Below are 21,262 nucleotides of genomic sequence, written 5' to 3' on the forward strand. Positions count from 1 at the left end.
ACGGCGGCGCGGACGGAACGGCGTGATCGATCCGCGATGCTGAGCCGCTGCATCGCCCCCAGTCTCGGTTCGTTCGCGACCGAGCACTGGGGGCTCCAGCCGTTACTCAGCCGCGCCGACGCGCTGCCCCGCGACTTCAGCGATCTACTGTCACCGGCAACGGTGGACGAACTGATCGCCGAACGCGGGGTCCGCGCGCCGTTCATCCGGATGGCGAAACACGGCGACCTGCTGGCGAAAGACTGCTACCTCGGGACCGGCGGATTCGGCGCCGAGATGCCCGACCAAGTGGATTCAGCCAAGGTGCTGGCCCAGTTCGCTTCCGGCGCAACGATAGTGCTGCAAGGCTTGCATCGCCTCTGGCCGCCGATCATCGACTTCGTCCGGGGCATGGTCGATGACCTCGGACATCCGGTCCAGGCCAACGCCTACATCACGCCGCCGAACAGTCGCGGGTTCGATCCTCACTACGACGTCCACGACGTCTTCGTGCTGCAGATCGCCGGGCAGAAACGTTGGGTCGTGCATGATCCGGTGCATCAGGACCCGTTGCCGTCACAGCCGTGGACCGAACACCGCGCGGCGATCGCCGAACGCGTGACCGGCGCGGCGGTGATCGATACGGTGCTGTCCGCCGGCGATGCGCTGTATCTGCCGCGTGGCTGGATTCATTCGGCCCGGTCGGCGGATTCAACATCGATTCATCTGACCGTCGGAGTTGCACCGGTGACGCGTCTTGACGTCGTGCAGGCCGTCGTCGACACAATGGCGGCGTCGGGAGAGTTTCGCAAGTCCCTGCCGCTGGGCGTCGAACCCGCGGACCGCAACGAGATGGCCGCGACGGCGACCAAGATCATGGCCGAAGTAGTGGATGCGATGCGGCACAACGCGACCGAGATAGGCGAGGAAGCAGCCACGCGGCTGACACAGCGCCACGCGGCGCGCACCCGGCCCACACCGGTTCGCCCGTTGGCATCGCTGCTCGCCGCCGAATCTGCCGGCCACACATCGGTGCAGTGGCGCCGCGGACTCATCGGGAGGATCGAAAACCGCAGCGGCCGTGTGGTTCTACGTCTACCGGACAAAACCATGACCTTCCCGGACTCGTGCGCACCCGCGATCCGGACACTGCACGATGGGATGACCGTCGATGCGAGATCCACGCCGGGCCTTGACCGCGCGGACGCGACAGTCCTGATCCGGCGGCTGCTGCGCGAGGCTGTCGTGTCGCCCGTGCCTGGCCAGGGATGAGCGGGGATGACCGCTGCGAAGCGTCCTCCATGCAGTGACCAATCGCTGGCTCGCAATGATGCGATGTACGCCACGGCGTCGGTGGGTCACGCGTGGGCGATGTTCGAAATCCCGGGGCCCTGGGGGCATTCCGCGTTCCTCAATTCGGAGAAGATCATCGCGCCGGCACTGGGACGCGCGATCGCGCGTCGCGTCGAGGTGGCCGGAATGCGGGTCACCGCGATACGCCGGCCGGGCCGCCGTTCGGCGCAACCCCGATGGCGTTGGTTTCTCGCGCGCTCGAACGAGGGCGAGGAGGCCCTCTATCAGGGCGAAGTCAGCGGTCCCGAACAGTACCTCGACATCGCGCTCGACGGTTCCGACGGCCGTCTGTCCACCGATCCGCTGATCGCGGTCTGCGCACATGGCAAACACGACCAGTGCTGTGCCGTTCGGGGCCGCGGTGCGACCACCGCCATCGCCGCCGAGTATCCCGAATTGACTTGGGAATGTTCGCATCTGGGCGGTGACCGGTTCGCGGCAACTATGCTGATCCTGCCGGAAGGTCTCTGTTACGGACGGGTCGACTCGGCGGACTCGGCCGGACTCGTCCGCCTGTACTTAGACGGACGACTGGACAACAGATTTCTCCGGGGACGCACTTGTCTGGCGCATGCGGTTCAGGCTGCCCAGTACTTCGCCCGGGTGGAAACGGGGGAAGACCGCATCGCCGCCCTGTCGCCGCTCGATGTTCAGCGCGGTGAGCACGAGATTCGGGTCCGGCTCGCCGGCGATTCGGGTCCGCTGGACGTGGTCCTCGAAGAAGCCATGTCCGATCCGCTGCTGTCCATGTGCCACGCGACCGTGCCGGGTCGGGTGCGGACCTTCTTGCTTAAATCGATCCACCCGGGATGAGGTCAGCGAGCTGGACGACCGCGCGCTGCGAGTCGTAGGTGTCGTAGTGGTGGCGGTTGTGCCGTGAAATCGATCCGAGGATCAGTGCGAGAACGAGGAACGCGATTGAGATCCCGCTGATCACAAGCCCGGCGATAGCCAGGCCACGCCCGCCTTCGCCGGTCCGTCTGATCTGGTTGAGTGCGAGGACGCCGAAGACCACGCTCAGAATCGTGCCGATTCCGCAGGTGAAGAACCCGGCAATGCAGGCGATGAACGACGCGATGGCCATCGTGTTCGTGGTGGAACCAGCGGGCGGCGGGTAGGCCGGCGGGAACCCGTAACCGCCGTAGCCGCCGTACCCGCCGGGCGCTGGTGGCGGATAGCTCGGCGGTGGATAGCTCGGCGGCGGATAGTCGTAGCCACCGGGTGTCGGTGGGGGATAGCTCGCTGAGGGATAGCTTGGCGGCGGATAGCTTGCCTGGGGATAGCTCGGTGGTGGATAGTCCGGTGGCGGATAATTCGGCGGTGGGTAATTCGGCGGTTCTTCCGTCACGGGACCTCCACGCATATCGCGGCCAGCGGGTATTTGCTGGTAGGGCGCCCCACTCTACCCTTCGCACCGAATCGTGTCGCTACAAACTTGCGCCCCGCGGTTGACCGGCGGGTTCGCTCACCCGCAGCCCGAGCGAAAACAGCAGTCGCACATCGGGATCGGCCAACGAGGTGGACAGCAGTTGCTCGATGCGCCGGACCCGGTAGCGGACGGTGTTGGGATGCACCTGCAACGACTGGGCGGCGGCAGCGACGTCACCGAAACAGTCCAGATAGACCCGCAGGGTGTCGGTCAGCGCCGGATCCTTCGTGCGCAAGTCGTCTAGCCGGGGGTCGACGAGGCGCGGTTCCTCGCCGATCATGGTGACGATCTCGTCGAGCAGCACCGTGGTTCGCGCCTCGGCCAGCGAGGTGACCTGCCCGAACGAAATCGGATGGCGCTCAGCGCTGTCCAGCACGCGGTCTACCTCCGCGCGAGCCGCGGCGACCGTCGTCAACCCGACGACCGGGGCCGCGATGGCGGCCCGTAGTTCGACGCCCAGTTCGGTGCGCAAGGCGCCGATGGTGCCGCGCACCCAGGAGCTGACGGACCCCGTCGTGGTGGTGTGCGGCAGCAGCACATAGATCCGCGTGCCATGTGCCGCAACCTGCGCGTCGCGCCGGAAAGCGCTGGCGCTCAACGCGAGAACGTCAGCCAGTCGTGCCGGTCTGTCGCTGCGCTCGACGCTGTCCCAGCCGATCACCGCGCCGATTCCGTCGGTTGGCAGACCGAGTTCGCCGGCAATGGCGGAGACGTTGACGGTCTCGCCGTCGCCCGAGCCGTCCGGCCGGCCGAGTCCGAGTAGTTGCTGCACCCGTCGGGCGTGGGTGGACGGTCGGGCCGCCAGTCGGGCCATGATCCGGGCGGCGAGCACCGCCGCGCCCCGCAACATCTGTTCGGCATCCTCGGCCAGTGGGTGTGATCCCTGTTGGACCCAGATCGTGCCCGCGAACACCTGCGGCCGCCGCGGGCCGGCCGCTGGTCGATGGATACCGATCGCCAGTCGAGGGCGCAGGCCCAGTTCGGGGCGTTCGTCGATGCGGACCACATCGTGACCCGCCCGCAGCGCGTCGAAAATGCCCCACTGCCCGATCCATTTCAAGTGCTCGGGAGGCCCGGCGCGGCCGAGGATGGACAGCCGCCGCAGCTCGTCGGCCTCGTCGTTGGACGCCGAATAGGCCAGCACATGCGACTGGGCGTCCTCGATGCTGACCATGCCGTGGATCCGGTCCGCGAGCGATTGCGCCAGGCCGAACAGATCGGTGCCCGAGTTCTCCTCGGAATCTGCCCGGTCGCTGTGGTGCTCCAAGACGTGGTTGACCAGCTGATAGACCCGTTCCCAGCGGGCCTGCGGCTCGACGGCCACCACCGCTGACCCGGCCTGCACCGCCTCGGCCACGACCGTCTCGGACGGCTCCTTGACGAAGACCGCCACCGGAGCGGTGACCAGTGCCCGAATCCAGTCCAATGCCTCGGCGTCGCTGACACCGAGCAGGAAGAAGACATCCGCGGAGCCTGCCGCGATTGCCAGGCCCAGCCGGACGTCGTCGGAGTCGATCAGTGACGCGGAAGTGACGGCGATATCCAGGCCGCGTGGGGCGTCGACCAGGCTGACCACGGTCGCGTCGAGCGCGAGCAGTAGTTGCCCGAGTCCGATACCACCGCTGTGCATATTAGCCGATTTTACTATATTTGGGCGGTCATGTTGTCTGATCGGCCAATCGTTTGAACTGGTCCGACGGGGATCCTGGCGAGATGGACGCGATTACCCAGCCACCGCCGCCGGCCAACGAGCCGGTCCACGACTATGCGCCGAAGTCACCGGAACGCACCCGCCTGCGGGCAGAGTTGAAGGCTCTGGCCGAGCACCCGATCGATCTCCCACACGTCATCGCCGGCCGACATTTCATGGGTGACGGCGAAGCGATCGACGTCGTCCAACCACACCGGCACGCCGCGATCCTTGGCACGCTGACCAACGCGGGTCACTCCGAGGCGTCCGCCGCTGTCGAGGCGGCGATGGCCGCCAAGGCAGGGTGGGCGGCCACGCCGTTCGACGAACGTGCCGCGGTCTTTCTGCGGGCGGCCGATCTGCTGGCCGGCCCCTGGCGGGAGAAGATCGCCGCCGCCACGATGCTGGGTCAATCCAAGTCGATCTACCAGGCCGAGATCGACGCTCCGTGTGAACAGATCGACTTCTGGCGATTCAATGTCGCGTTCGCCCGCCAGATCATGGCCCAGCAACCGATCAGCGGCCCGGGGGAGTGGAATCGCAGTGACTACCGGCCGTTGGACGGATTTGTCTACGCGATCACGCCGTTCAACTTCACGTCCATTGCCGCCAATCTGCCGACGGCGCCGGCGCTGATGGGCAACACGGTGGTCTGGAAGCCGTCGATCACCCAGACGTTGTCGGCTTATCTGACGATGCAGCTGCTGGAAGCCGCGGGACTGCCACCCGGGGTTATCAACCTGGTCGCCGGTGATGGGCTGGCGGTATCGGATGTGGCGCTGGCGGATCCGCGACTGGCCGGCATCCACTTCACCGGATCGACGGCCACCTTCCAGCACCTGTGGCAGCAGGTGGGCGCCAATATTGCTCAGTACCAGAGCTATCCTCGACTCGTCGGCGAGACCGGTGGCAAGGACTTCATTCTCGCTCACCCTTCGGCGCGTCCAGATGTGTTGTGCACGGCACTGATTCGGGGAGCGTTCGACTACCAGGGGCAGAAGTGCTCGGCGGCGTCGCGGGCGTTCATCGCGCACTCGGTCTGGCAACGAATGGGTGACGACTTTCTCGGCACGGCCGCTGGGCTGACTTATGGTGACATCAACGATTTATCGAACTTCGGCGGCGCGCTGATCGACCGTCGAGCGTTCACCAAGAACGTCGACGCCATCGAGCGGGCCAAAGGCGCCGCAGGGGTCACCATCGCCGTGGGTGGTGAATACGACGACAGTGAAGGCTATTTCGTGCGACCCACGGTGCTGCTGTCCGACGACCCGACCGACGAGGCGTTCTCGACCGAGTACTTCGGGCCGCTGTTGTCGGTGCACGTCTATCCCGACGAGCAATACGAGCAGATCCTTGATGTCATCGACGCCGGATCACGATATGCGTTGACCGGTGCGGTGATTGCCGATGACCGCGAGGCCGTGCTCGCCGCTCAGCGCAGGTTGCGGTTCGCCGCCGGCAACTTCTACGTCAACGACAAGCCGACGGGAGCGGTGGTCGGGCGCCAACCATTCGGCGGTTCCCGTGGATCCGGTACCAACGACAAGGCCGGGTCGCCAATGAACCTGTTGCGCTGGACGTCGGCACGCACTATCAAAGAGACGTTCGTCGCGGCCACCGAATACGGCTACCCGCACATGGCGGCCGAGTGATGGCCGGCGTGTTCGCGCACACCGTGCGCCCGGCGATGCTCGCGGCCAGTCGCGCCGACGGTCTGCGGCGCGTTGTCGAGCGCTCGGCGGTGACTCGTCGGGTGGTGCGCAGGTTCGTACCGGGCGATGTTCTGCCAGACGTGCTCGATGTCGTTGCCGCGCTGCGAGATTCCGGTCGAGCGATCAGCATCGACTACCTCGGCGAGAACGTCACCGACGCCGACGATGCCGCTGCGACGGTAACCGCGTATCTAGACCTGCTCGACGCACTCGGCCGCCGGGGCGACCCTGTCACCGACGGTGTGCGCCCCCTGGAGGTGTCGGTCAAGCTGTCGGCGTTGGGGCAAGCGCTGGAACGGGACGGCAAGAAGATCGCACTCGACAACGCGCGGACCATCTGCGAGCGGGCCGCGAGGGTGGGTGCCTGGGTCACGGTCGATGCCGAGGACCACACCACCACGGATTCCACGCTGTCGATCTCCGGTGACCTGCGGGTTGATTTCCCTTGGGTGGGAACGGTTTCGCAGGCATACCTGCATCGCACCGTTGCCGACTGCGAAGAGTTGGCCATGGTCGGGGCGCGAGTCAGATTGTGCAAGGGCGCCTACGACGAACCCGCGTCGGTGGCGTACCGGGACGGTGACGAGATCACCGACTCGTACCTGCGCTGCCTGCGGGTGCTGATGGCGGGCCGCGGGTACCCGATGGTGGCGTCGCACGATCCGGTGATCATCGAATCCGCCGGCCGAATGGCGCACGAATCAGGTTGTGGAGTAGACGATTTCGAATACCAGATGCTGTACGGAATCCGTGACGACGAGCAGCGACGACTGGCCGACGCCGGCAACCGGGTGCGGGTCTACGTGCCGTTCGGGACCCAGTGGTACGGATACTTCATGCGCCGACTTGCCGAGCGCCCGGCAAACCTGACATTTTTCCTGCGGGCTTTGGCGCAGCGGGGCTGACCGGCCTCAGCTGACGCCGTTGCTGGTTGCGTCGAGCAGGTTGGGTGCCTTCGCGACCCAGGCCTGCGGGACTGAAAGCTCGCCGACCATTGCGGCGCCTTGCGCGGAGCGGGCCCGCGACCGACCGGCATCGTGGTCACGTTTCGCGAGCTTCGAGATCAGCGTCGAGACCACTGACATCGGCGATGGCAGGTCCGGGGGATCCGGCGCCGGGTTCAGTGGGAGCTGCGCTGCGAGCCGGTCCAACGCGTGGGGCACCGCGCAGTACAGCTGCGCGTCTGCCTCGATCTGCGCCGGCGCCGGGAAGGGAGCCAATCGCGTCGCCCGCGCCGCATGGCGCGCGTAGCGGTACATCGCTTGCGCATCCTGAACCCACATTTCGCCGTACAGGGACTCAACCGTCGCGATCGCAGGGCTGAATTGAGCGAGCTGGTTTGCCGCGGCAAGTGATCGCAGCCGGTCGCGGTTCTGGGTGACCTGAGTCGGCATGACCGTCGCCATCAGGGCCGCTTCATACGCAGCGAATGCCGAACTCGCTTGAGCGGCAGTGTGATGCGCGAGTCTGGCGGTGGTACCGATCCATTTGAGGTACGGCCTGACCGCCTCGGCCATCGATGTCGCCGAGGGCCCCTGCCAGATGTCTCTGCCGAGACCGGAGATCACCGAGATGAGCGAGACTTCGGCGGCGTGGAGAGTCGTTGCTACGTCTTGCCAGGCCTCGGCCGCGGCCCGTAGCGACTCTGAGCCCGGACCGCGAAACATTCTGTTGGAGTTGATCTCAGGCGGTAGCAATCCAAAATCCATTGTCGTTGCCTTCAAGCGTGGTCTGCTGGGGTGGACAAACAAACCCGTCCGGCGCATGGGGTGGTTCGAGACGGGTCGAATCAGCAGAATGCCCTGCGCCGCAAGGGGTATGAGTCAGATCACCAGACCCGCGATGCGGCCGCCCACTCGACAGCGACTACAGGATGAGGGTGCGCGGCCCGGCGATACGACGTCGACCGGTCAGCAACGCGCAATGCAGAATCTGGTCAACAGATCTTGACCACGTTGAACGGTGCCCCGCCCCAGTGGCGGGCTTCGTCCGGACTGCAGCAAGCGCTCGACAACCCAACCGGCGAGCGTGAGAAGTGTCGCAAGCATTCCAATCGGGATCAGACCCGGCACCAGCTCGGGCAGAATCCCGGCATCGAAGGTCTTCGGGCAATCGGGGGACGGCAGCTGCTTCAAATGCAATCGATCGCCATTGGCGATGACCGCACCCGCGAAGGAGGTCAGAACTACCGGGGCAGAATCGCGAGCCGGTGGCGGGTCGTACTCCAACTCGGCGACCCCGGCAAGCAGCCAAAGTATCGCTGCGATGGCGACAACTGATCGCAACGACGACTGCCTGCGAACGCCGTGGGGCATGATGTGTCGAACTTAGCACCGGTTTCCGGACCGAGAGTCGACTTCGCCGCCCAGGGCCGACCTAGACGGACTGCCTCGGCAGCTCGGTCGTGACCGCGTCGTCGTCGTGGTCCTGCTCCCCAAGCAGCAAAGACCGCACCACCGGGCGTGGTGCCGAAGACCTGAGCATCTGACTGGCTGGACGGGGGCGCACTGTTTGCGGCCACCAGAACCAGCGTCCGAGCAGTGCGGCGATGGACGGCGTCATGAACGAGCGCACGATCAAGGTATCGAACAACAGACCCAGGCCGATGGTGGTGCCGACCTGACCGATGATCCGCAGATCGCTGGCCACCATCGTGGCCATTGTGAAAGCGAACACCAGACCCGCGTTGGTGACGACCTTCCCGGTGCCGCCCATCGCGCGGATGATGCCGGTGTTTATACCGGCAGCTATCTCCTCTTTTATCCGGGATACCAGTAGCAAATTGTAATCGGACCCGACAGCCAACAGGATGATCACCGAGAGTGGCAGCACCATCCAATGCAGTTTGATGCCCAGAATGTATTGCCAGATCAGCACCGAGAGCCCAAATGAAGCGCCCAACGAAAGTGCCACCGTACCCACGATGACCAGTGCCGCCACGAAACTCCGCGTGATGATCAGCATGATCATGAAGATGAGGCAGAGTGCACCGACCACCGCAATACGTAAATCGTATTTTGAGCCGTCCCGGAAATCCTTGAACGTCGACGCGGTGCCGGCGATATAAATCTTGGCGTCCTCCAGCGGTGTCGTCTTGAGCGCCTCCTCGGCCGCCCTCTTCAACTTATCGATACGCGCTATGCCTTCGGACGTGGCAGGATCGCCCTTCTGCGAAATGATGAACCGGGCCGCTTTCCCGTCCGGGGACAGGAAAGAATTCATTGCGCGCTGGAAGTCTGGGCTCTGGAAAACCTCCGGAGGCAGATAGAAAGAATCGTCGTCCCTGGCGGCGTCGAACGCCTGCCCCATCGCTGTGGCGTTCTGGCCTGTTTCGTCCATCTCACTGAAAAGTCCGGACATCGTGCTGTGCATCGTCAACGTCATCGTCCGCATGGACTCCAACGTCGCGATAATCGGCGGGAATTGCTCGAGCAGCTGCGGCAGCAGCGCGTCCACTTTGTTCAGATCCTGCAGTACATCGTGGAGCTTTTCGCTCTCCTTATCGACCCCGTCGAGACTCTCGAATATCTGCCGCAACGACCAGCATATCGGAATGTCGTAACAGTGCCTTTCCCAGTAGAAGTAGGCCCTTATTGGTCTGAAGAAGTCTTCGAAATCGGCAATGTGGTCACGCAACCCGTCGACAAGCACCGCCATGTCTTTGGTCTCGTCGATCGAGTGGTGGGTGATTGCAGTGATCTGTTGCTGTATTTGGTAAACCCTTTTTATCAACGCGATTTGCTCGGTCATCAGATCGGCTTGCTTGAGCAGATCGTCGGTAGTGCTTTTCAAGAACTGCATATTTTGTTGCATGGTCGCGCCCTGCATGCTGATCAGGAACGGTATCGACGTGTGTTCGATCGGTGTTCCCTGGGGCCGGGTGATCCCCTGCACCCGAGAGATTCCCGGAACACGGAATAGTCCCTTGGCCAGTTTGTGCAGCACCAGAAAATCCGCCGGATTGCGCATGTCGTGGTTGGCTTCGACCGTCAGAACTTCAGGCATCAATCGCGCCTGAGAGAAATGACGGTCGGCGGCCGCGTAGCCCAAGTTTGCCGGCAGGTCCTTGGGTATATAGAGACGGTCGTTGTAGCTGGTTTTATAGCCGGGGAGTGTCACCAGTCCGACTAGCGCGACGGCCAATGCCGTGATGAGAATCGGTGCTGGCCAGCGGACAATCGCTGTGCCGGCGCGGCGCCATCGGCGGAACCCGATTATGCGTTTTGGATCGAATAGCCCGAAGCGACTTCCGACGGCCAGCACTGCCGGCACCAACGTGAGCGCGACGGCGACTGCGACGAGCATGCCCACTGCGCACGGGACTCCGATGGTCTGGAAGATCGGAATCCGGGTAAAACTCAGGCACAAGACGGCCCCGGCGATCGTCAAACCGGAAGCCAGTACAACAGGAGCAACTCCGCGGTAAGTGGTGTAGTAGGCCGTTTCCGGGTCTTCGCCGGCCTGACGCGCCTCTTGATAGCGGCCGAAGAAGAATATCCCGTAGTCGGTACCGACCGCGATCCCAAGGGCCACCAGCAGATTTATGGCAAATGTTGAAAGTGCAAGAATGCTGTGGTCGCCGAGAAAGGCGACGATTCCTCGGGCCGCCCCCAATTCGATCCCGACGATGGCCAAAAGCAGCACCGCGGTGATGATGGACCGGTAGACAAGGAGCAGGATCGCGAAGATGATCACGACGGTTATCGCGGTCATCTTCAGAATGGATCTCTCGCCAGTGCGCACCATATCCGCAACGAGTGCGGCCGGGCCGGTGACGTAGACCCCGACTCCGGGCGGCGGCGGGTTCCGCTTCACGATATTGCGGACGGCCGCCACGGATTCTTGACCCAAGGTCGTGCCCTGGTTGCCGGCCAGGCTCAGTTGTACGAAGGTGGCCTTGCCGTCGGAGCTCTGCGCGCCGTCCGCGGTGAGTCGATCGCCCCATAAATCGTGCACATACTGGACATGCTTCGGGTCGTCTCTCAACTGACGAACCAATTTGGCGTAGTAGGTCTGGGCGTCGTCTCCGAGTCGCTGCTGGGACTCCAGCACGATCATCGCGACACTGTCTGAGTCGGATTCTTTGAAGACCTTGCCCATGCGCACTATCGCCTGCAGCGCCGGCGCGTCCTCGGGACTCAATTGCACGGAATGCTGTTGGCCGACCTGCTCCAGCGATGGAATTGCCAGGGTCACAACCACGGCCACCGCCAGCCACACCAGAATGATGAACGGCGAAAGTGTGCGAATCGCCCGTGCGACGAATGGAGCCGCGGGGCGCTCGCTGCTCATGCGGCCGTCGCCGGCCCGATAATCCGCCACCGACCGCAGCTACTTCAGCAACAGGGCGCGTACCAACGGACGAGGTCCTGACGGCCGAAGTAATGAACTGGCGGGGCGGGGGCGCACCTGCTGCGGCCACCAGAACCAGCGTCCCAACAGTGCGGCGATGGACGGCGTCAAGAACGCGCGTACCACCAACGTGTCGAACAGCAAGCCCAGTCCGATGGTGGTGCCCAATTGACCGATGCTGCGCAAGTCGCTGACCACCATCGACATCATGGTGAAGGCGAACACCAGGCCGGCGATGGTCACCACCTTGCCGGTGCCTCCCATCGCGCGAATGATGCCGGTGTTTATGCCAGCGCCTATTTCCTCTTTCATCCGGGAGACCAGCAGCAAATTATAATCAGACCCGACCGCCAAAAGGATGATCACCGACATCACCAGCACCATCCAATGTATCTGTATGCCGAGCAGATCCTGCCAGACCAGCACAGATAACCCGAATGATGCGCCTAGCGAAATCAATACCGTACCTACGATCACCAGGGCGGCGATAAAACTTCGCGTGATGATCAACATGATCATGAAAATGAGGCAGAGCGCGGCGACTCCCGCGATCATCAGATCGTATTTGGAGCCGTCCACGAGATCTTTCACAATCGCGGCGGTCCCGGTGAGGTAGATTCGCGAATCTTCTAGCGGAGTTCCCTTCAGCGCCTCTTCGGCGGCGGTTCTGATCGGGTCGATCCGTGCGATCCCCTCAGGCGACGCGGGATCGTCTTTTTGCGAAATGAGCATGCGGACGGATTTGCCGTCAGGTGACAGGAACACGTTCATTACTTGCTTGAAGTCCGGGTTGTTGAAAACTTCCGGAGGGAAGTAGAAAGAATCGTCGTTCTTGGCGGTGTCGAACGCTCTTCCCATCGCTGTGGCGTTGCCGCCGTTCTGGTCCATCGAGCCGATGGTCCCAGCCATGGTGCTGTACATGGTCAGCACGATGGTGTGCATGGTCTGCATGGTTTGGATCATCGGCGGGAACTGGATGAGCATCTGAGGCAGCAGCACGTCCAGCTGATCGAGATCCTTCACCAGATCGCGCAACTTATCGCTGAGCTGGTCCGCACCGTCGAGTGCATCGAATACCGATCGCAGTGACCAGCAGACGGGAATGTCGAAGCAATGCTTCTCCCAGTAGAAGTAAGCCCGGATCGGTCTGAAGAAGTCTTCGAAGTCCGCAATGTGATCGCGCAACTCGTCCGTGATCACCTGTATGTCATGCGTTTCGCCGACCATGTGGTGAGTCGTGTCGGTGAGCTGCTGTAGCAGGGCATATACGTGCTGCATGATTTCGATCGTTGCCGCCAGCTCGTCGGCGGCCCTGCGCATGTCTTTCATGCGCTCTTTCTGGAACTGCAGGGTTTGTTGCAGGCCGGCCATCTGCATGCTGAGCATGTACGGGATCGTGGCGTGATCGATGGGTGTCCCCTGGGGCCGGGTCACGGCTTGTACCAACGAAACTCCCGGAACGGCCAGGACGGCCTTGGCCAGCTTGTTCAGCACCAGAAAATCCGCGGAATTGCGCAAATCGTGATCCGACTCGACCAGCAGGATCTCGGGCGTCGACATACGCGACTGGGGAAAATGTCGCGCCGCGGCCTCATACCCCTCATTGGCGGGGATATTCGTGGGCAGATACTGCCTGTCGTTGTAGCTGGGGCTATATCCCGGCAGCGTCAGCAGCCCGATCAGCGTGACTGCCAGCGCCGAGATCAGAATGGGCGCGGGCCAACGAACGATCGCCGTTCCTATCCGTCGCCAGCCGCGGACTTTGATCGTCCGTTTCGGGTCGAACAGGCCGAAACGGCTTCCGACGGCAAGGACTGCCGGAACCAGCGTGAGTGCGACCGCGACCGCGACCAATACGCCTACGGCGCACGGGCCGGCCAGCGTCCGGAAGACGGGTAGCCGGGTAAAGCTCAGGCAGAAAACCGCTCCGGCAATTGTCAGACCGGAAGCCAGGACAACAGGAGCGACCCCGCGGTACGTCGTGAAGAAGGCCGTCTCCCGGTCCTCGCCGGCCTGTCGCGCCTCCTGGTACCTGCCGGTGAAGAATATCCCGTAGTCCATTCCGGCGGCGATGCCGATGGACGCCAGCAAATTAACGGCGAAGGTGGAAAGGCCGACAATCTGATGCTCGCCGAGGAACGCAACGATTCCTCGGGCCACCTGCAATTCGATCCCGACCATGATCAGCAAGAGAAATACCGTGACAACTGATCGGTAGACAAAAAGCAACAGAGCGCAGATCACCACGAGGCTCAATACCGTCATCAAGACGATCCCGCTGTCGCCACTCTTGCCCATATCGGCGAGGATCGGCGCGGGGCCGGTGACATGGACCTTGACCCCAGCAGGTGGCGGGGTCCGTTCCACGATGTGCCGAACTGACGCCACCGAATCATTTCCCGAGGTCTCGCCCGGGTTACCAGCCAAATTCAGTTGCACATATACGGCCTTGCCGTCGGCGCTTTGTGCGGCGCCCGCGGTGAGCGGATCGCCCCAGAAATTCTGGACGTGCAGCACATGCTTCGAATCGTCACCCAACTGACGAATCAGGCGGTCGTAGTACTGATGAGCATCGTCGCCCAGGGGTTGCTGACCCTCCAAGACAATCATCGCCGAACTACCGGAAGCAGATTCCTGGAAGTCGCGAGTGACGCGCGTCATCGCCTGGAACGACGGCGCATCCAGCGCACTCTGGGAAACCAGATGCTCCTTCTCGACCAGCTCGAGGGGCGGGACAGCGGTATTGACGATGACGACGATCGCCAACCACGCCAAGATGATGAGAACCGAAAACCGACGAATGTTTCGCGCTACGAATGGTTGCGTCGCGTGTTCGCTAGCCAAGTTGCTCATGCGGCCTTCAGCACGCAGAACGCAAAGGCGTGCTCCTCGTTCGTGATCTTCTCGGATTTGACCACACCGTCCACCACGATGCGGCAGCCGATACTGTCGCTATCGCCTTGCGCCGCGATGTTTCCCAGGCCCGCCGCCGCGGTGATCGCGAACTCCTGCGACCACGGCAGGCTTGCTCCGTGAATGAATTGCGGCTCACCATTGACGTCGAAATAGCTGATGTCTGCCACGGTTCCGGGTGGTCCGAAGACCTCGTAATGCAGGTGCTTCGGATTGAAAGGTCTGGTGTCTTCTTTTCTGGTGTCGGCATAGGAGATGTGTTTCTCGGACCCGAAGACGCCGTGCAGCCGCGAGACGGTGAAGCCCCCAGCAGCCATCACTACCAATAGGACCAGCGGAATCCACGCCTTCTTCAGAACTGTGAAAATCCTTCGAGATCCGCCGCGCGTTCGGGGTGCTCGAGCAGGTGCAGGTCGCCGGAAAGGGAGTCGGCGTCGAGACTGCCGTTCAACGGCTGGGCGAGCCGCGATGGTCTCGTCGGACCGGGCGTCGGCAACGTCGCTCACACCACGCTCCACCACCACACCCCCAAGGTCCCCACCCAGTTTTCACAACCTTCTTCTGCGCCGTTCGAACATGCGATTACACACGGCCGCATACGACGCTACACCGGATGCGGTGGGCGTCGCAGGCAAGCTGCGACGTCACCTGAGATTGAGGAGCATCCGGTGGGCGCGAACAGATCTCGACGCATATTCCTGGGAGTCACATCGGAAGTTTGCCGAAGCCCGGACGGATCCGTTGGTCTCCGTTAGGGTTTGGAATAATTCGTGTCGGTTACATAGTGGGGAACCGATACATAGAGGGGGGACCGATGAGCATCAATCCATTCGATGACGACAATGGGAGCTTCCTCGTCTTGGTCAACGACGAGGAGCAGCACAGTCTGTGGCCGACTTTCGCCGATGTACCTGCCGGCTGGCGGGTCGTGTACGGCGAGGCGGACCGCGCTGCATGTCTGGAATACATCGAACAGAACTGGCCGGATATCCGGCCGAAAAGTCTGCGCGACAGGCTGGCGGCGGGCCGCTCAGACTAGCCCGGGCGCCGTTTTGCCGGTTGGTCTCAGGCCGGCACTTCCCCCGCGTCCATTGCTTTCTTGAATTCCTGGGCCTGGCCCACCTGCTGCGCGCTGTAACCGATAAGCAGCGCCACCGCGCCGACCAGCACTACTACGACGGCCAGCCAGCGCAGGCCGTAGGTGTAACCGTCGTCCAGCGCATGCAACTGAGTGGCGTTCATGAACTTCACCGGTCCGCTGGTGCCGCCCATCTCTAGCGTGCGCGACGTAATGACGGTCTGGATGACGGCCAGCACCACCGGCCCGCCGAGAGTCCGCAGCATCACGGCGATGGCCGAGGTAGGCCCGATCCGGTCGTAGTCGACGCTGGCGATCAGCGATAACACGAGCGGGACGTTGATCACGCCGACGCCTACGCCGATGACGACGAGCGGCGCCACCAGATCCGGGAAGTACGCGCTGTCGCGGCTCAGCGCCGAGGCCCCCAACACTCCACCCAGGATCAGTAGTGCGCCGATGATGACCACCACCCGCGGCGCGAACAACGTCGCCAGTCGTGACGACACGCCCGCCCCGACCGCCACGGCGAGAGCGAACGGGATGAAGCCGATGCCCGCGCGCAGCGCGCTGTAGCCCATGATGTGCTGGACATACAACGTGATCACCAGGGTCAGGGAGAACATCACCCCGCCGGTGAGAAAGATGACCGCGAATGTGGCCAGTCGGCTGCGGTCGAAAAACAAGCTGAATGGCACGACGGGATTCTCCGCAGCGCGCTCCACCACGACGAACGCCACGAAAGCGACGACGGCCACCACAGCCGAACCGATCGTGATGGGCGACTGCCAGCCCTTGTCCGGCCCCAACGAGAAACCGAAGACCACCGCGGTGCAGCCCAGAGTGGCCAACCCGGCCCCGGCGGCGTCGAGCTTCATCCGCTCCTTCTGCGTTTCCTCAAGCGCGATGTGGGCCAGAAAGAGCACCAGCAGCCCGATCGGCACGTTCACCAGAAACACCAGCCGCCACGACACGTCGGTGAGCGCTCCGCCCACCACCAGGCCCAGTACCGAGCTGAGACCGGCGATCGCGCCCAACACGCCCATCGCCGCGTTGCGTTGCGGGCCTTTCGCGAATGTGGTCGCCACCAGCGACATACCGGTCGGTGCGATGATCGCGCCGGCGACGCCCTGCAGTAGCCGGGCCAACACGAGGACGCCGCCGGTCCAGGCGATGCCGCATATCGCGGAGACGACAGTGAACAGGGCTGCGCCGAGCATGAAGGTGCGTTTGAGCCCGATGGCGTCACCGAGGCGGCCGCCCAGCAGTATGAGTCCGCCAAAGGTCAGCACATACGCGGTGATCACCCAGCTCCGCCCGGCGTCAGACAGGCCCAGGTCGTTCTGGATCTTCGGAAGCGCGACGACCGCGATCATGCCGTCCATCGTGGCCATCAGCTGCATGCCGCCGATCGCGATGACCGCCGCGGTAAACCGGCGCGACGGCAGCCTGCTCGGCAGGAATCTGCGCGTGCGGCCTGGCGTGGTCGATTTGACTGACATCGGGCTCGTTTCGCGTGTTGTGTCGTGTCGGTTCATTACCGGCTCTGCATCGTTGCAGGCCAAAATGGCGGGCTGTCCTACGGCACCCCGAGTACTTCTAGCCAGAAAGCCGTTGGAGCAAACATTTCGCGGCTCACTGAACCGGAGTGAACTCGAGGTGCAACTCCTGAAGGCGCCTGAACAGGAAGGTGCCGTCCCACTTGAACCGACGATCGCCAGCCGGACCGTGCTTGGCCTCCGAAAGCCGAATGTCCGCCATTCGGCCAAGGATTCGTTCCAGGCTCACCCTGACTTCGGCGCGTGCGATCGGAGCGCCCGGGCAGGTATGAATACCTCGGCCGAATGCGATGTGGTGCAAAATGTTTGGGCGGTCGAGGCGAAACTCGTCGGGATCTTCGAACCGTCGCGGATCACGGTTCGCCGCTCCGTTCATGACGAGCAGACTGGTACCGGCTTGCACATCGACGTCGCCGATTTTGGTGGTACGCCGCGCTATCCGGAAGTTCGATTTGATCGGGCTTTCGAAGCGCAACATCTCCTCGATGAAGCCGGGGATCTTTGAATTGTCCTCGCGCAGTTGCTGTTGCAAGTCCGGTCGCTTCGCCAGCATCAGCATGGCCAGACTCAGCAAGTCGATTGTCGTGCCGTGGCCTGCCGCGAACATGAATGTGGCAACGCGGGCGACATCTATCGCATCGGGTGTCGTTCCGTCGGGAAACTTCGCCAGCGCAAGCTCGGTGAGCACGTCCTCGCGCGGCTCGCGCCTTCTGTCTTCGATGTAGTCGACGAACCATTCCTCTTTCACACCGACGAAGCCGCTGCGTTCGCCTTTGAGTCTGCTGGCTTTCGCGCCGCGGCGAAACCGCTCGCGGTCGGCCTCGGGTACGCCCAACAGGTCGATAATCGCGTCCAGCGTGAACGGGAAATTGTAGTCAATGACGATCTCGCACTTGCCTTTTGCAACAAAGCGGTTGAGCTGGCTGTCGGCAAGACGCGACAAGAAGTCCTCGCTGCGCTTCAGCTGCTTTGGCGTGAACAGCCGGCTCAACAGCGAGCGGTGCGCAGTGTGCTTCGGAGGATCAAACGTGATGAAGTAGTCGCCGAACGTGACCTTGTGGCGGTGCTGCTCGATCAGATCCGAGATGTCGTCGCTGCCGGGTTCGCTCGGAATGCCCGACCAAGGCCCGCTGACGATGTTGCACACCGATAAGTTCTGCTCGGCGTCGCGTTGCACGGCGACGGCCTCGTCGTACCCCGACACCATGATCACGCCGTGTGCCGGATCACGCCACACTGGGCAACGACGGATCGCATCGTAGTAGTCGTTGGGGTCATCGACGAGTGACTTGTCGGTGAAGAAGTCGAGGTTCTGGGGTCCGCTCACTCCGCCTCCATCGCGTGGCACACAGATACAAGGTTAGGTGGCAATGTATTTCACCCTGCCAGATCGCGCTGGTGGTACCCATACACACCGAGCCCGGCCAGGAGTGCAGCGACGAGCAGAAAAATTGCGGTGGCCGCCCAATTCGGCGGTGTGTCGGGTACGGCGGCGAGGTGTGCCAACGGCGACAGGTTGACCACCCAGCCAGGGGGCTTGGCGGCCTGTACGACCATATTCACCATAAATGCACATATCAGCGGCAGTGCGCCGATCGCGCCGGCCGCCCACGGCAGCCACCCGAGGCCCACCGCGGCTGCGCCGGCCGCGAGCAGCGCCACCGGAACGGAATTCAGCGCACCTGCCAGTGAATCGCTCAACTGCAATGGGGCATGGGTGATTTGGGCGCCGCCCCAGAGGGCTACTGCGGCCGAGCAATGCAGGGCGACGACCCCGGCAGCGGTGACGATGATCTCAGTGACCATCAGACGCACGCGCGAGATCGGTTGGGCGAAAAGCAAAGTGGAGCGACCAGCCTTTTCGTCCGCGAACATCGCGGCGAGACGCATTGCGGAGTAGAGCCCGGTGGCGACCGCCAGCATGCTGAACAGAGCCGCAGCGAAGACGTTTGCCAAGCTGTGGCCACCCAACCCCGCCTTCGCGGCCAGTTCAGCGAATCGCCGATTCTGTTGGAACAATTCGAGAAGCCAAGCGAGCGTCGTGCCGACGAGAAGAAAGTATGCGGCGACGCCGGTCGCCCACCAAAGTGTGGTCCGCCCGCTCCGGCGCAGGGCGAACCCGCCGATTGACCGCAACAATTTAGTTCGTGGACGACGGCTACCCGACGCCGCCACGATCCCGTCGCCGAGATCGCGGTGGCGTGCCGCCAGGAAGGCCGCACCGGCCAGCACGATCGGAAACGCGCCCAACACGATCAGCGGAAGGATGCGATTGTCCGCGTACGGCGCCGCGCGGTCTGTCAGACCGAACGGCGTCGCCCACGCCAACCAGGCCAGTTGATGCGAGCCTTCGGCGATCATGCGCAGCAGCATGCTGACAACCAACGCTGCGGCCGCAACTCCGGTGGCACCGAATCGCGTCGGCATCACTTGAGCGGCCAGTAATGCTGCCGTCGCGAAAGTCAGTGCAACCAAGGCGATTCCAGCTGCGTGAATGCCTGCGCCGGTCGGTTCGGTACCAGCCGCCAGCAGGGCCGCCGCGACCGCCACGCCGATCAGCGTCGCGGATCCGACGAGAGCTGTCCAGCAGCGGACCACCACATCGGCGATTCGCAGCCGTCCGCCGAGTAGCAGGTCCCAACGCCGACTGTCCTCCTCGCCGCGGGTGAATTTTGTGGCGGCAAGCAGGATCCACAGGCTCGCGAGCACCGAAAGGCCGGGGCCGGTGCGCCATACGGTGAAACCGCCGGGATCGTCGAGAGCAACCGGTGGACCAGACAGGATCCGGATGGCGGGATTTTCAGTGAGCGCGCGCAAACCCGATTGATCCAGCAGGTCGCTGATCGGCCTGTATTGGCTGGCCGCCAAGGCCGACATGGCCCCGCTGACCACGGCGACCAGTACGGCACCAAGGCGAAGCTGACGCACGGCCAGTCCACTCACCGCCCGGCCCGGCGGGAGTTGCGGCAGCGTCCCGGCTGTCATGGTGCGGTATCTCCGTAATAGTCGAGAAAAATCTCCTCAAGAGTCGGCTCGTGCATCGTGAGCGCGGTCACGTCGGCTGTGGCGAGTGCTCGCAGCGCTGCCACCGGCGATCCAGTCAGGCTGAACCGCAACCGTTCACCGCTCAACTGCTCGACACCGGCCACGCCCGCAATATCCCGCAGCGGCGGTGGACCGCCGTGATAAGAAACCTCGACCGCGGTCCGGCGCAGCTGACGTATCTCGGCGATGTTGTCGATTTCGACAAGGTGCCCGGCGCGCAGAATCCCAACCCGGTCGCATACGGCTTCTACCTCGGTCAACTGATGCGAGCTGAGAAACACCGTCTGGCCGCGCTCGCGTGCCTCCGCGACACAGCCACGGAATTCTCTTTGCATTAACGGATCCAGGCCACTGGTCGGCTCGTCGAGTACCAGGAGCGGGGCTCTGGTCGCGAATGCTGCGACCAGGGCCACCTTCTGCCGATTGCCGGTCGAGTAGGTCTTGGCCGGCTTGTCGAGCTCGAGTTCGAACCGGCCGACCAACTCGTCGCGGTAGGCCACGTCGACACCGGAGCCCACCTGGCCGAGCAGCTCAAGGATTTCGGCTCCTGTCAATCCAGGCCATAGTGCGACATCCGCGGGCACATAAGCGACGTGACGATGGGACCGTCGGACGTCGGCCGCGGCGCAACCGAATATCTCCGCACTGCCTGCGGTCGGGCGAATCAATCCCATCAGTAGGCGGATAGTCGTCGATTTGCCGGCACCATTGGGGCCCAGGAACCCGAACACCTCGCCGGGCGCGACGGTCAAGCTCAGGTCTTCGACGGCCATCACCCGGCCGAAGCGTTTGGTCAGGCCGTCGACACGGATAGCAGGGCTGGAAGCAGCGCGCGCCGGGTACTCCACCATCTGGAGGGTAGTTATCTCCGGGCGGTCGCGTGACCGATGTTTGAAGGTATTGAGGATGGGTATACCTGATCAGCGCGGAGGCGCGCCTGAAGAAGTCGGGCAGCTCATATCAGGTGTTTTGAACCCGGATCTGATGCTGTCGGCTTTCTGTACACGTTGCTGATAATGCTGCGCTTCTCGAGTCGATGGTCGGCATACCAGATCAGCATCAAACCCGAAAACAGCGGCTCCGATTTCGTCAAAAGGCAACACAGCCAACAGGACTGACCTAGGGTAGTTTTTCGGGGGGCAACTGTAA

General features: G+C 63.2%; 16 protein-coding genes. 5 read left to right on the plus strand and 11 right to left on the minus strand.

Going from position 1 to position 21,262, the window contains the following annotated elements; translation table 11 throughout:
- Nucleotides 1-36: 36 nt before the first annotated feature.
- Both ACZY1I_RS10660 and ACZY1I_RS10665 read left to right on the plus strand, forming a co-directional pair.
- Nucleotides 37-1,251 carry a cupin domain-containing protein gene (locus ACZY1I_RS10660; protein WP_463754379.1) on the plus strand — a complete coding sequence of 405 codons (1,215 nt, stop codon included), beginning with the start codon at nt 37-39 and terminating at the stop codon, nt 1,249-1,251.
- 6 nt (nt 1,252-1,257) lie between these two features.
- Nucleotides 1,258-2,145, plus strand: a complete 888-nt coding sequence (locus tag ACZY1I_RS10665) for a sucrase ferredoxin (protein ID WP_463754301.1) — start codon at nt 1,258-1,260, stop codon at nt 2,143-2,145.
- Here the strand turns inward: ACZY1I_RS10665 and ACZY1I_RS10670 are convergent.
- Nucleotides 2,123-2,680, minus strand: coding sequence for a DUF4190 domain-containing protein (locus ACZY1I_RS10670; RefSeq protein ID WP_463754302.1), 558 nt, complete (start codon nt 2,678-2,680; stop codon nt 2,123-2,125). The genes ACZY1I_RS10665 and ACZY1I_RS10670 overlap by 23 nt on opposite strands.
- Nucleotides 2,681-2,759: 79 nt before the next feature.
- Nucleotides 2,760-4,391 carry a PucR family transcriptional regulator gene (locus ACZY1I_RS10675; protein WP_463754303.1) on the minus strand — a complete coding sequence of 544 codons (1,632 nt, stop codon included), beginning with the start codon at nt 4,389-4,391 and terminating at the stop codon, nt 2,760-2,762.
- An 83-nt stretch (nt 4,392-4,474) separates the two neighbouring features.
- Here ACZY1I_RS10675 and pruA point away from each other — a divergent pair, with 83 nt between their 5' ends.
- Complete coding sequence (gene pruA / locus ACZY1I_RS10680; protein ID WP_463754304.1) at nt 4,475-6,106, plus strand: L-glutamate gamma-semialdehyde dehydrogenase; 1,632 nt, start codon at nt 4,475-4,477, stop codon at nt 6,104-6,106.
- Nucleotides 6,106-7,071 (plus strand): proline dehydrogenase family protein, encoded by a 966-nt coding sequence (locus ACZY1I_RS10685; protein WP_463754305.1) that lies wholly within the window; start codon nt 6,106-6,108, stop codon nt 7,069-7,071. The genes pruA and ACZY1I_RS10685 overlap by 1 nt, the downstream gene beginning before the upstream one ends.
- 6 nt (nt 7,072-7,077) lie before the next feature.
- Here ACZY1I_RS10685 and ACZY1I_RS10690 read toward each other — a convergent pair whose 3' ends face one another.
- The 5 genes from ACZY1I_RS10690 to ACZY1I_RS10710 all read right to left on the minus strand — a co-directional run bounded on the left by ACZY1I_RS10690 (nt 7,078) and on the right by ACZY1I_RS10710 (nt 14,748).
- Nucleotides 7,078-7,875 carry a PPE family protein gene (locus ACZY1I_RS10690; protein ID WP_463754306.1) on the minus strand — a complete coding sequence of 266 codons (798 nt, stop codon included), beginning with the start codon at nt 7,873-7,875 and terminating at the stop codon, nt 7,078-7,080.
- A gap of 201 nt (nt 7,876-8,076) precedes the next feature.
- Entirely contained in the window at nt 8,077-8,481 is a 405-nt protein-coding gene (gene lpqS, locus ACZY1I_RS10695) for a putative copper homeostasis (lipo)protein LpqS (RefSeq protein ID WP_463754307.1), read from the minus strand.
- Between the two features lie 61 nt (nt 8,482-8,542).
- Nucleotides 8,543-11,458, minus strand: coding sequence for an MMPL/RND family transporter (locus ACZY1I_RS10700; RefSeq protein ID WP_463754380.1), 2,916 nt, complete (start codon nt 11,456-11,458; stop codon nt 8,543-8,545).
- A 39-nt stretch (nt 11,459-11,497) separates the two neighbouring features.
- On the minus strand, nt 11,498-14,371 hold the full coding sequence (locus tag ACZY1I_RS10705; protein ID WP_463754308.1) for an MMPL/RND family transporter: 2,874 nt from the start codon (nt 14,369-14,371) through the stop codon (nt 11,498-11,500).
- A complete protein-coding gene (locus ACZY1I_RS10710; protein ID WP_463754309.1) occupies nt 14,368-14,748 on the minus strand; it encodes an MmpS family transport accessory protein in 381 nt (126 codons plus the stop codon). Before ACZY1I_RS10710 ends, ACZY1I_RS10705 begins: the two co-directional genes overlap by 4 nt.
- Before the next feature lie 497 nt (nt 14,749-15,245).
- Here ACZY1I_RS10710 and ACZY1I_RS10715 point away from each other — a divergent pair, with 497 nt between their 5' ends.
- Nucleotides 15,246-15,470 carry an MbtH family protein gene (locus ACZY1I_RS10715; RefSeq protein WP_463754310.1) on the plus strand — a complete coding sequence of 75 codons (225 nt, stop codon included), beginning with the start codon at nt 15,246-15,248 and terminating at the stop codon, nt 15,468-15,470.
- Nucleotides 15,471-15,496: 26 nt separating this feature from the next.
- Here the strand turns inward: ACZY1I_RS10715 and ACZY1I_RS10720 are convergent, their stop codons facing one another.
- The 4 genes from ACZY1I_RS10720 to ACZY1I_RS10735 all read right to left on the minus strand — a co-directional run bounded on the left by ACZY1I_RS10720 (nt 15,497) and on the right by ACZY1I_RS10735 (nt 20,886).
- Nucleotides 15,497-17,077 carry an MFS transporter gene (locus tag ACZY1I_RS10720; RefSeq protein ID WP_463754381.1) on the minus strand — a complete coding sequence of 527 codons (1,581 nt, stop codon included), beginning with the start codon at nt 17,075-17,077 and terminating at the stop codon, nt 15,497-15,499.
- A gap of 67 nt (nt 17,078-17,144) precedes the next feature.
- Nucleotides 17,145-18,395 carry a cytochrome P450 gene (locus ACZY1I_RS10725; RefSeq protein WP_463754312.1) on the minus strand — a complete coding sequence of 417 codons (1,251 nt, stop codon included), beginning with the start codon at nt 18,393-18,395 and terminating at the stop codon, nt 17,145-17,147.
- A 50-nt stretch (nt 18,396-18,445) separates the two neighbouring features.
- Nucleotides 18,446-20,053: a hypothetical protein gene (locus ACZY1I_RS10730; RefSeq protein ID WP_463754313.1), complete on the minus strand. Its 1,608-nt coding sequence runs from the start codon at nt 20,051-20,053 to the stop codon at nt 18,446-18,448.
- The gene (locus ACZY1I_RS10735; RefSeq protein WP_463754382.1) at nt 20,050-20,886 is read right to left on the minus strand and encodes an ABC transporter ATP-binding protein; all 837 of its coding nucleotides are present in this window, start codon (nt 20,884-20,886) and stop codon (nt 20,050-20,052) included. The genes ACZY1I_RS10730 and ACZY1I_RS10735 overlap by 4 nt, the downstream gene beginning before the upstream one ends.
- Nucleotides 20,887-21,262 lie beyond the last annotated feature (376 nt).

This window comes from Mycobacterium sp. IDUB_37, assembly GCF_055419245.1.

What these genes read in the sequence shown, in the direction of transcription:
- ACZY1I_RS10660 (WP_463754379.1), top strand. Translation starts at nt 37, where the DNA reads ATGCTGAGCCGCTGCATCGCCCCCAGTCTCGGTTCGTTCGCGACCGAG.
- ACZY1I_RS10665 (WP_463754301.1), top strand. Translation starts at nt 1,258, where the DNA reads ATGACCGCTGCGAAGCGTCCTCCATGCAGTGACCAATCGCTGGCTCGC.
- ACZY1I_RS10675 (WP_463754303.1), bottom strand. Translation starts at nt 4,391, where the DNA reads ATGCACAGCGGTGGTATCGGACTCGGGCAACTACTGCTCGCGCTCGAC.
- pruA (WP_463754304.1), top strand. Translation starts at nt 4,475, where the DNA reads ATGGACGCGATTACCCAGCCACCGCCGCCGGCCAACGAGCCGGTCCAC.
- ACZY1I_RS10685 (WP_463754305.1), top strand. Translation starts at nt 6,106, where the DNA reads ATGGCCGGCGTGTTCGCGCACACCGTGCGCCCGGCGATGCTCGCGGCC.
- ACZY1I_RS10690 (WP_463754306.1), bottom strand. Translation starts at nt 7,875, where the DNA reads ATGGATTTTGGATTGCTACCGCCTGAGATCAACTCCAACAGAATGTTT.
- lpqS (WP_463754307.1), bottom strand. Translation starts at nt 8,481, where the DNA reads ATGCCCCACGGCGTTCGCAGGCAGTCGTCGTTGCGATCAGTTGTCGCC.
- ACZY1I_RS10700 (WP_463754380.1), bottom strand. Translation starts at nt 11,458, where the DNA reads ATGAGCAGCGAGCGCCCCGCGGCTCCATTCGTCGCACGGGCGATTCGC.
- ACZY1I_RS10705 (WP_463754308.1), bottom strand. Translation starts at nt 14,371, where the DNA reads ATGAGCAACTTGGCTAGCGAACACGCGACGCAACCATTCGTAGCGCGA.
- ACZY1I_RS10710 (WP_463754309.1), bottom strand. Translation starts at nt 14,748, where the DNA reads ATGGCTGCTGGGGGCTTCACCGTCTCGCGGCTGCACGGCGTCTTCGGG.
- ACZY1I_RS10715 (WP_463754310.1), top strand. Translation starts at nt 15,246, where the DNA reads ATGAGCATCAATCCATTCGATGACGACAATGGGAGCTTCCTCGTCTTG.
- ACZY1I_RS10730 (WP_463754313.1), bottom strand. Translation starts at nt 20,053, where the DNA reads ATGACAGCCGGGACGCTGCCGCAACTCCCGCCGGGCCGGGCGGTGAGT.
- ACZY1I_RS10735 (WP_463754382.1), bottom strand. Translation starts at nt 20,886, where the DNA reads ATGGCCGTCGAAGACCTGAGCTTGACCGTCGCGCCCGGCGAGGTGTTC.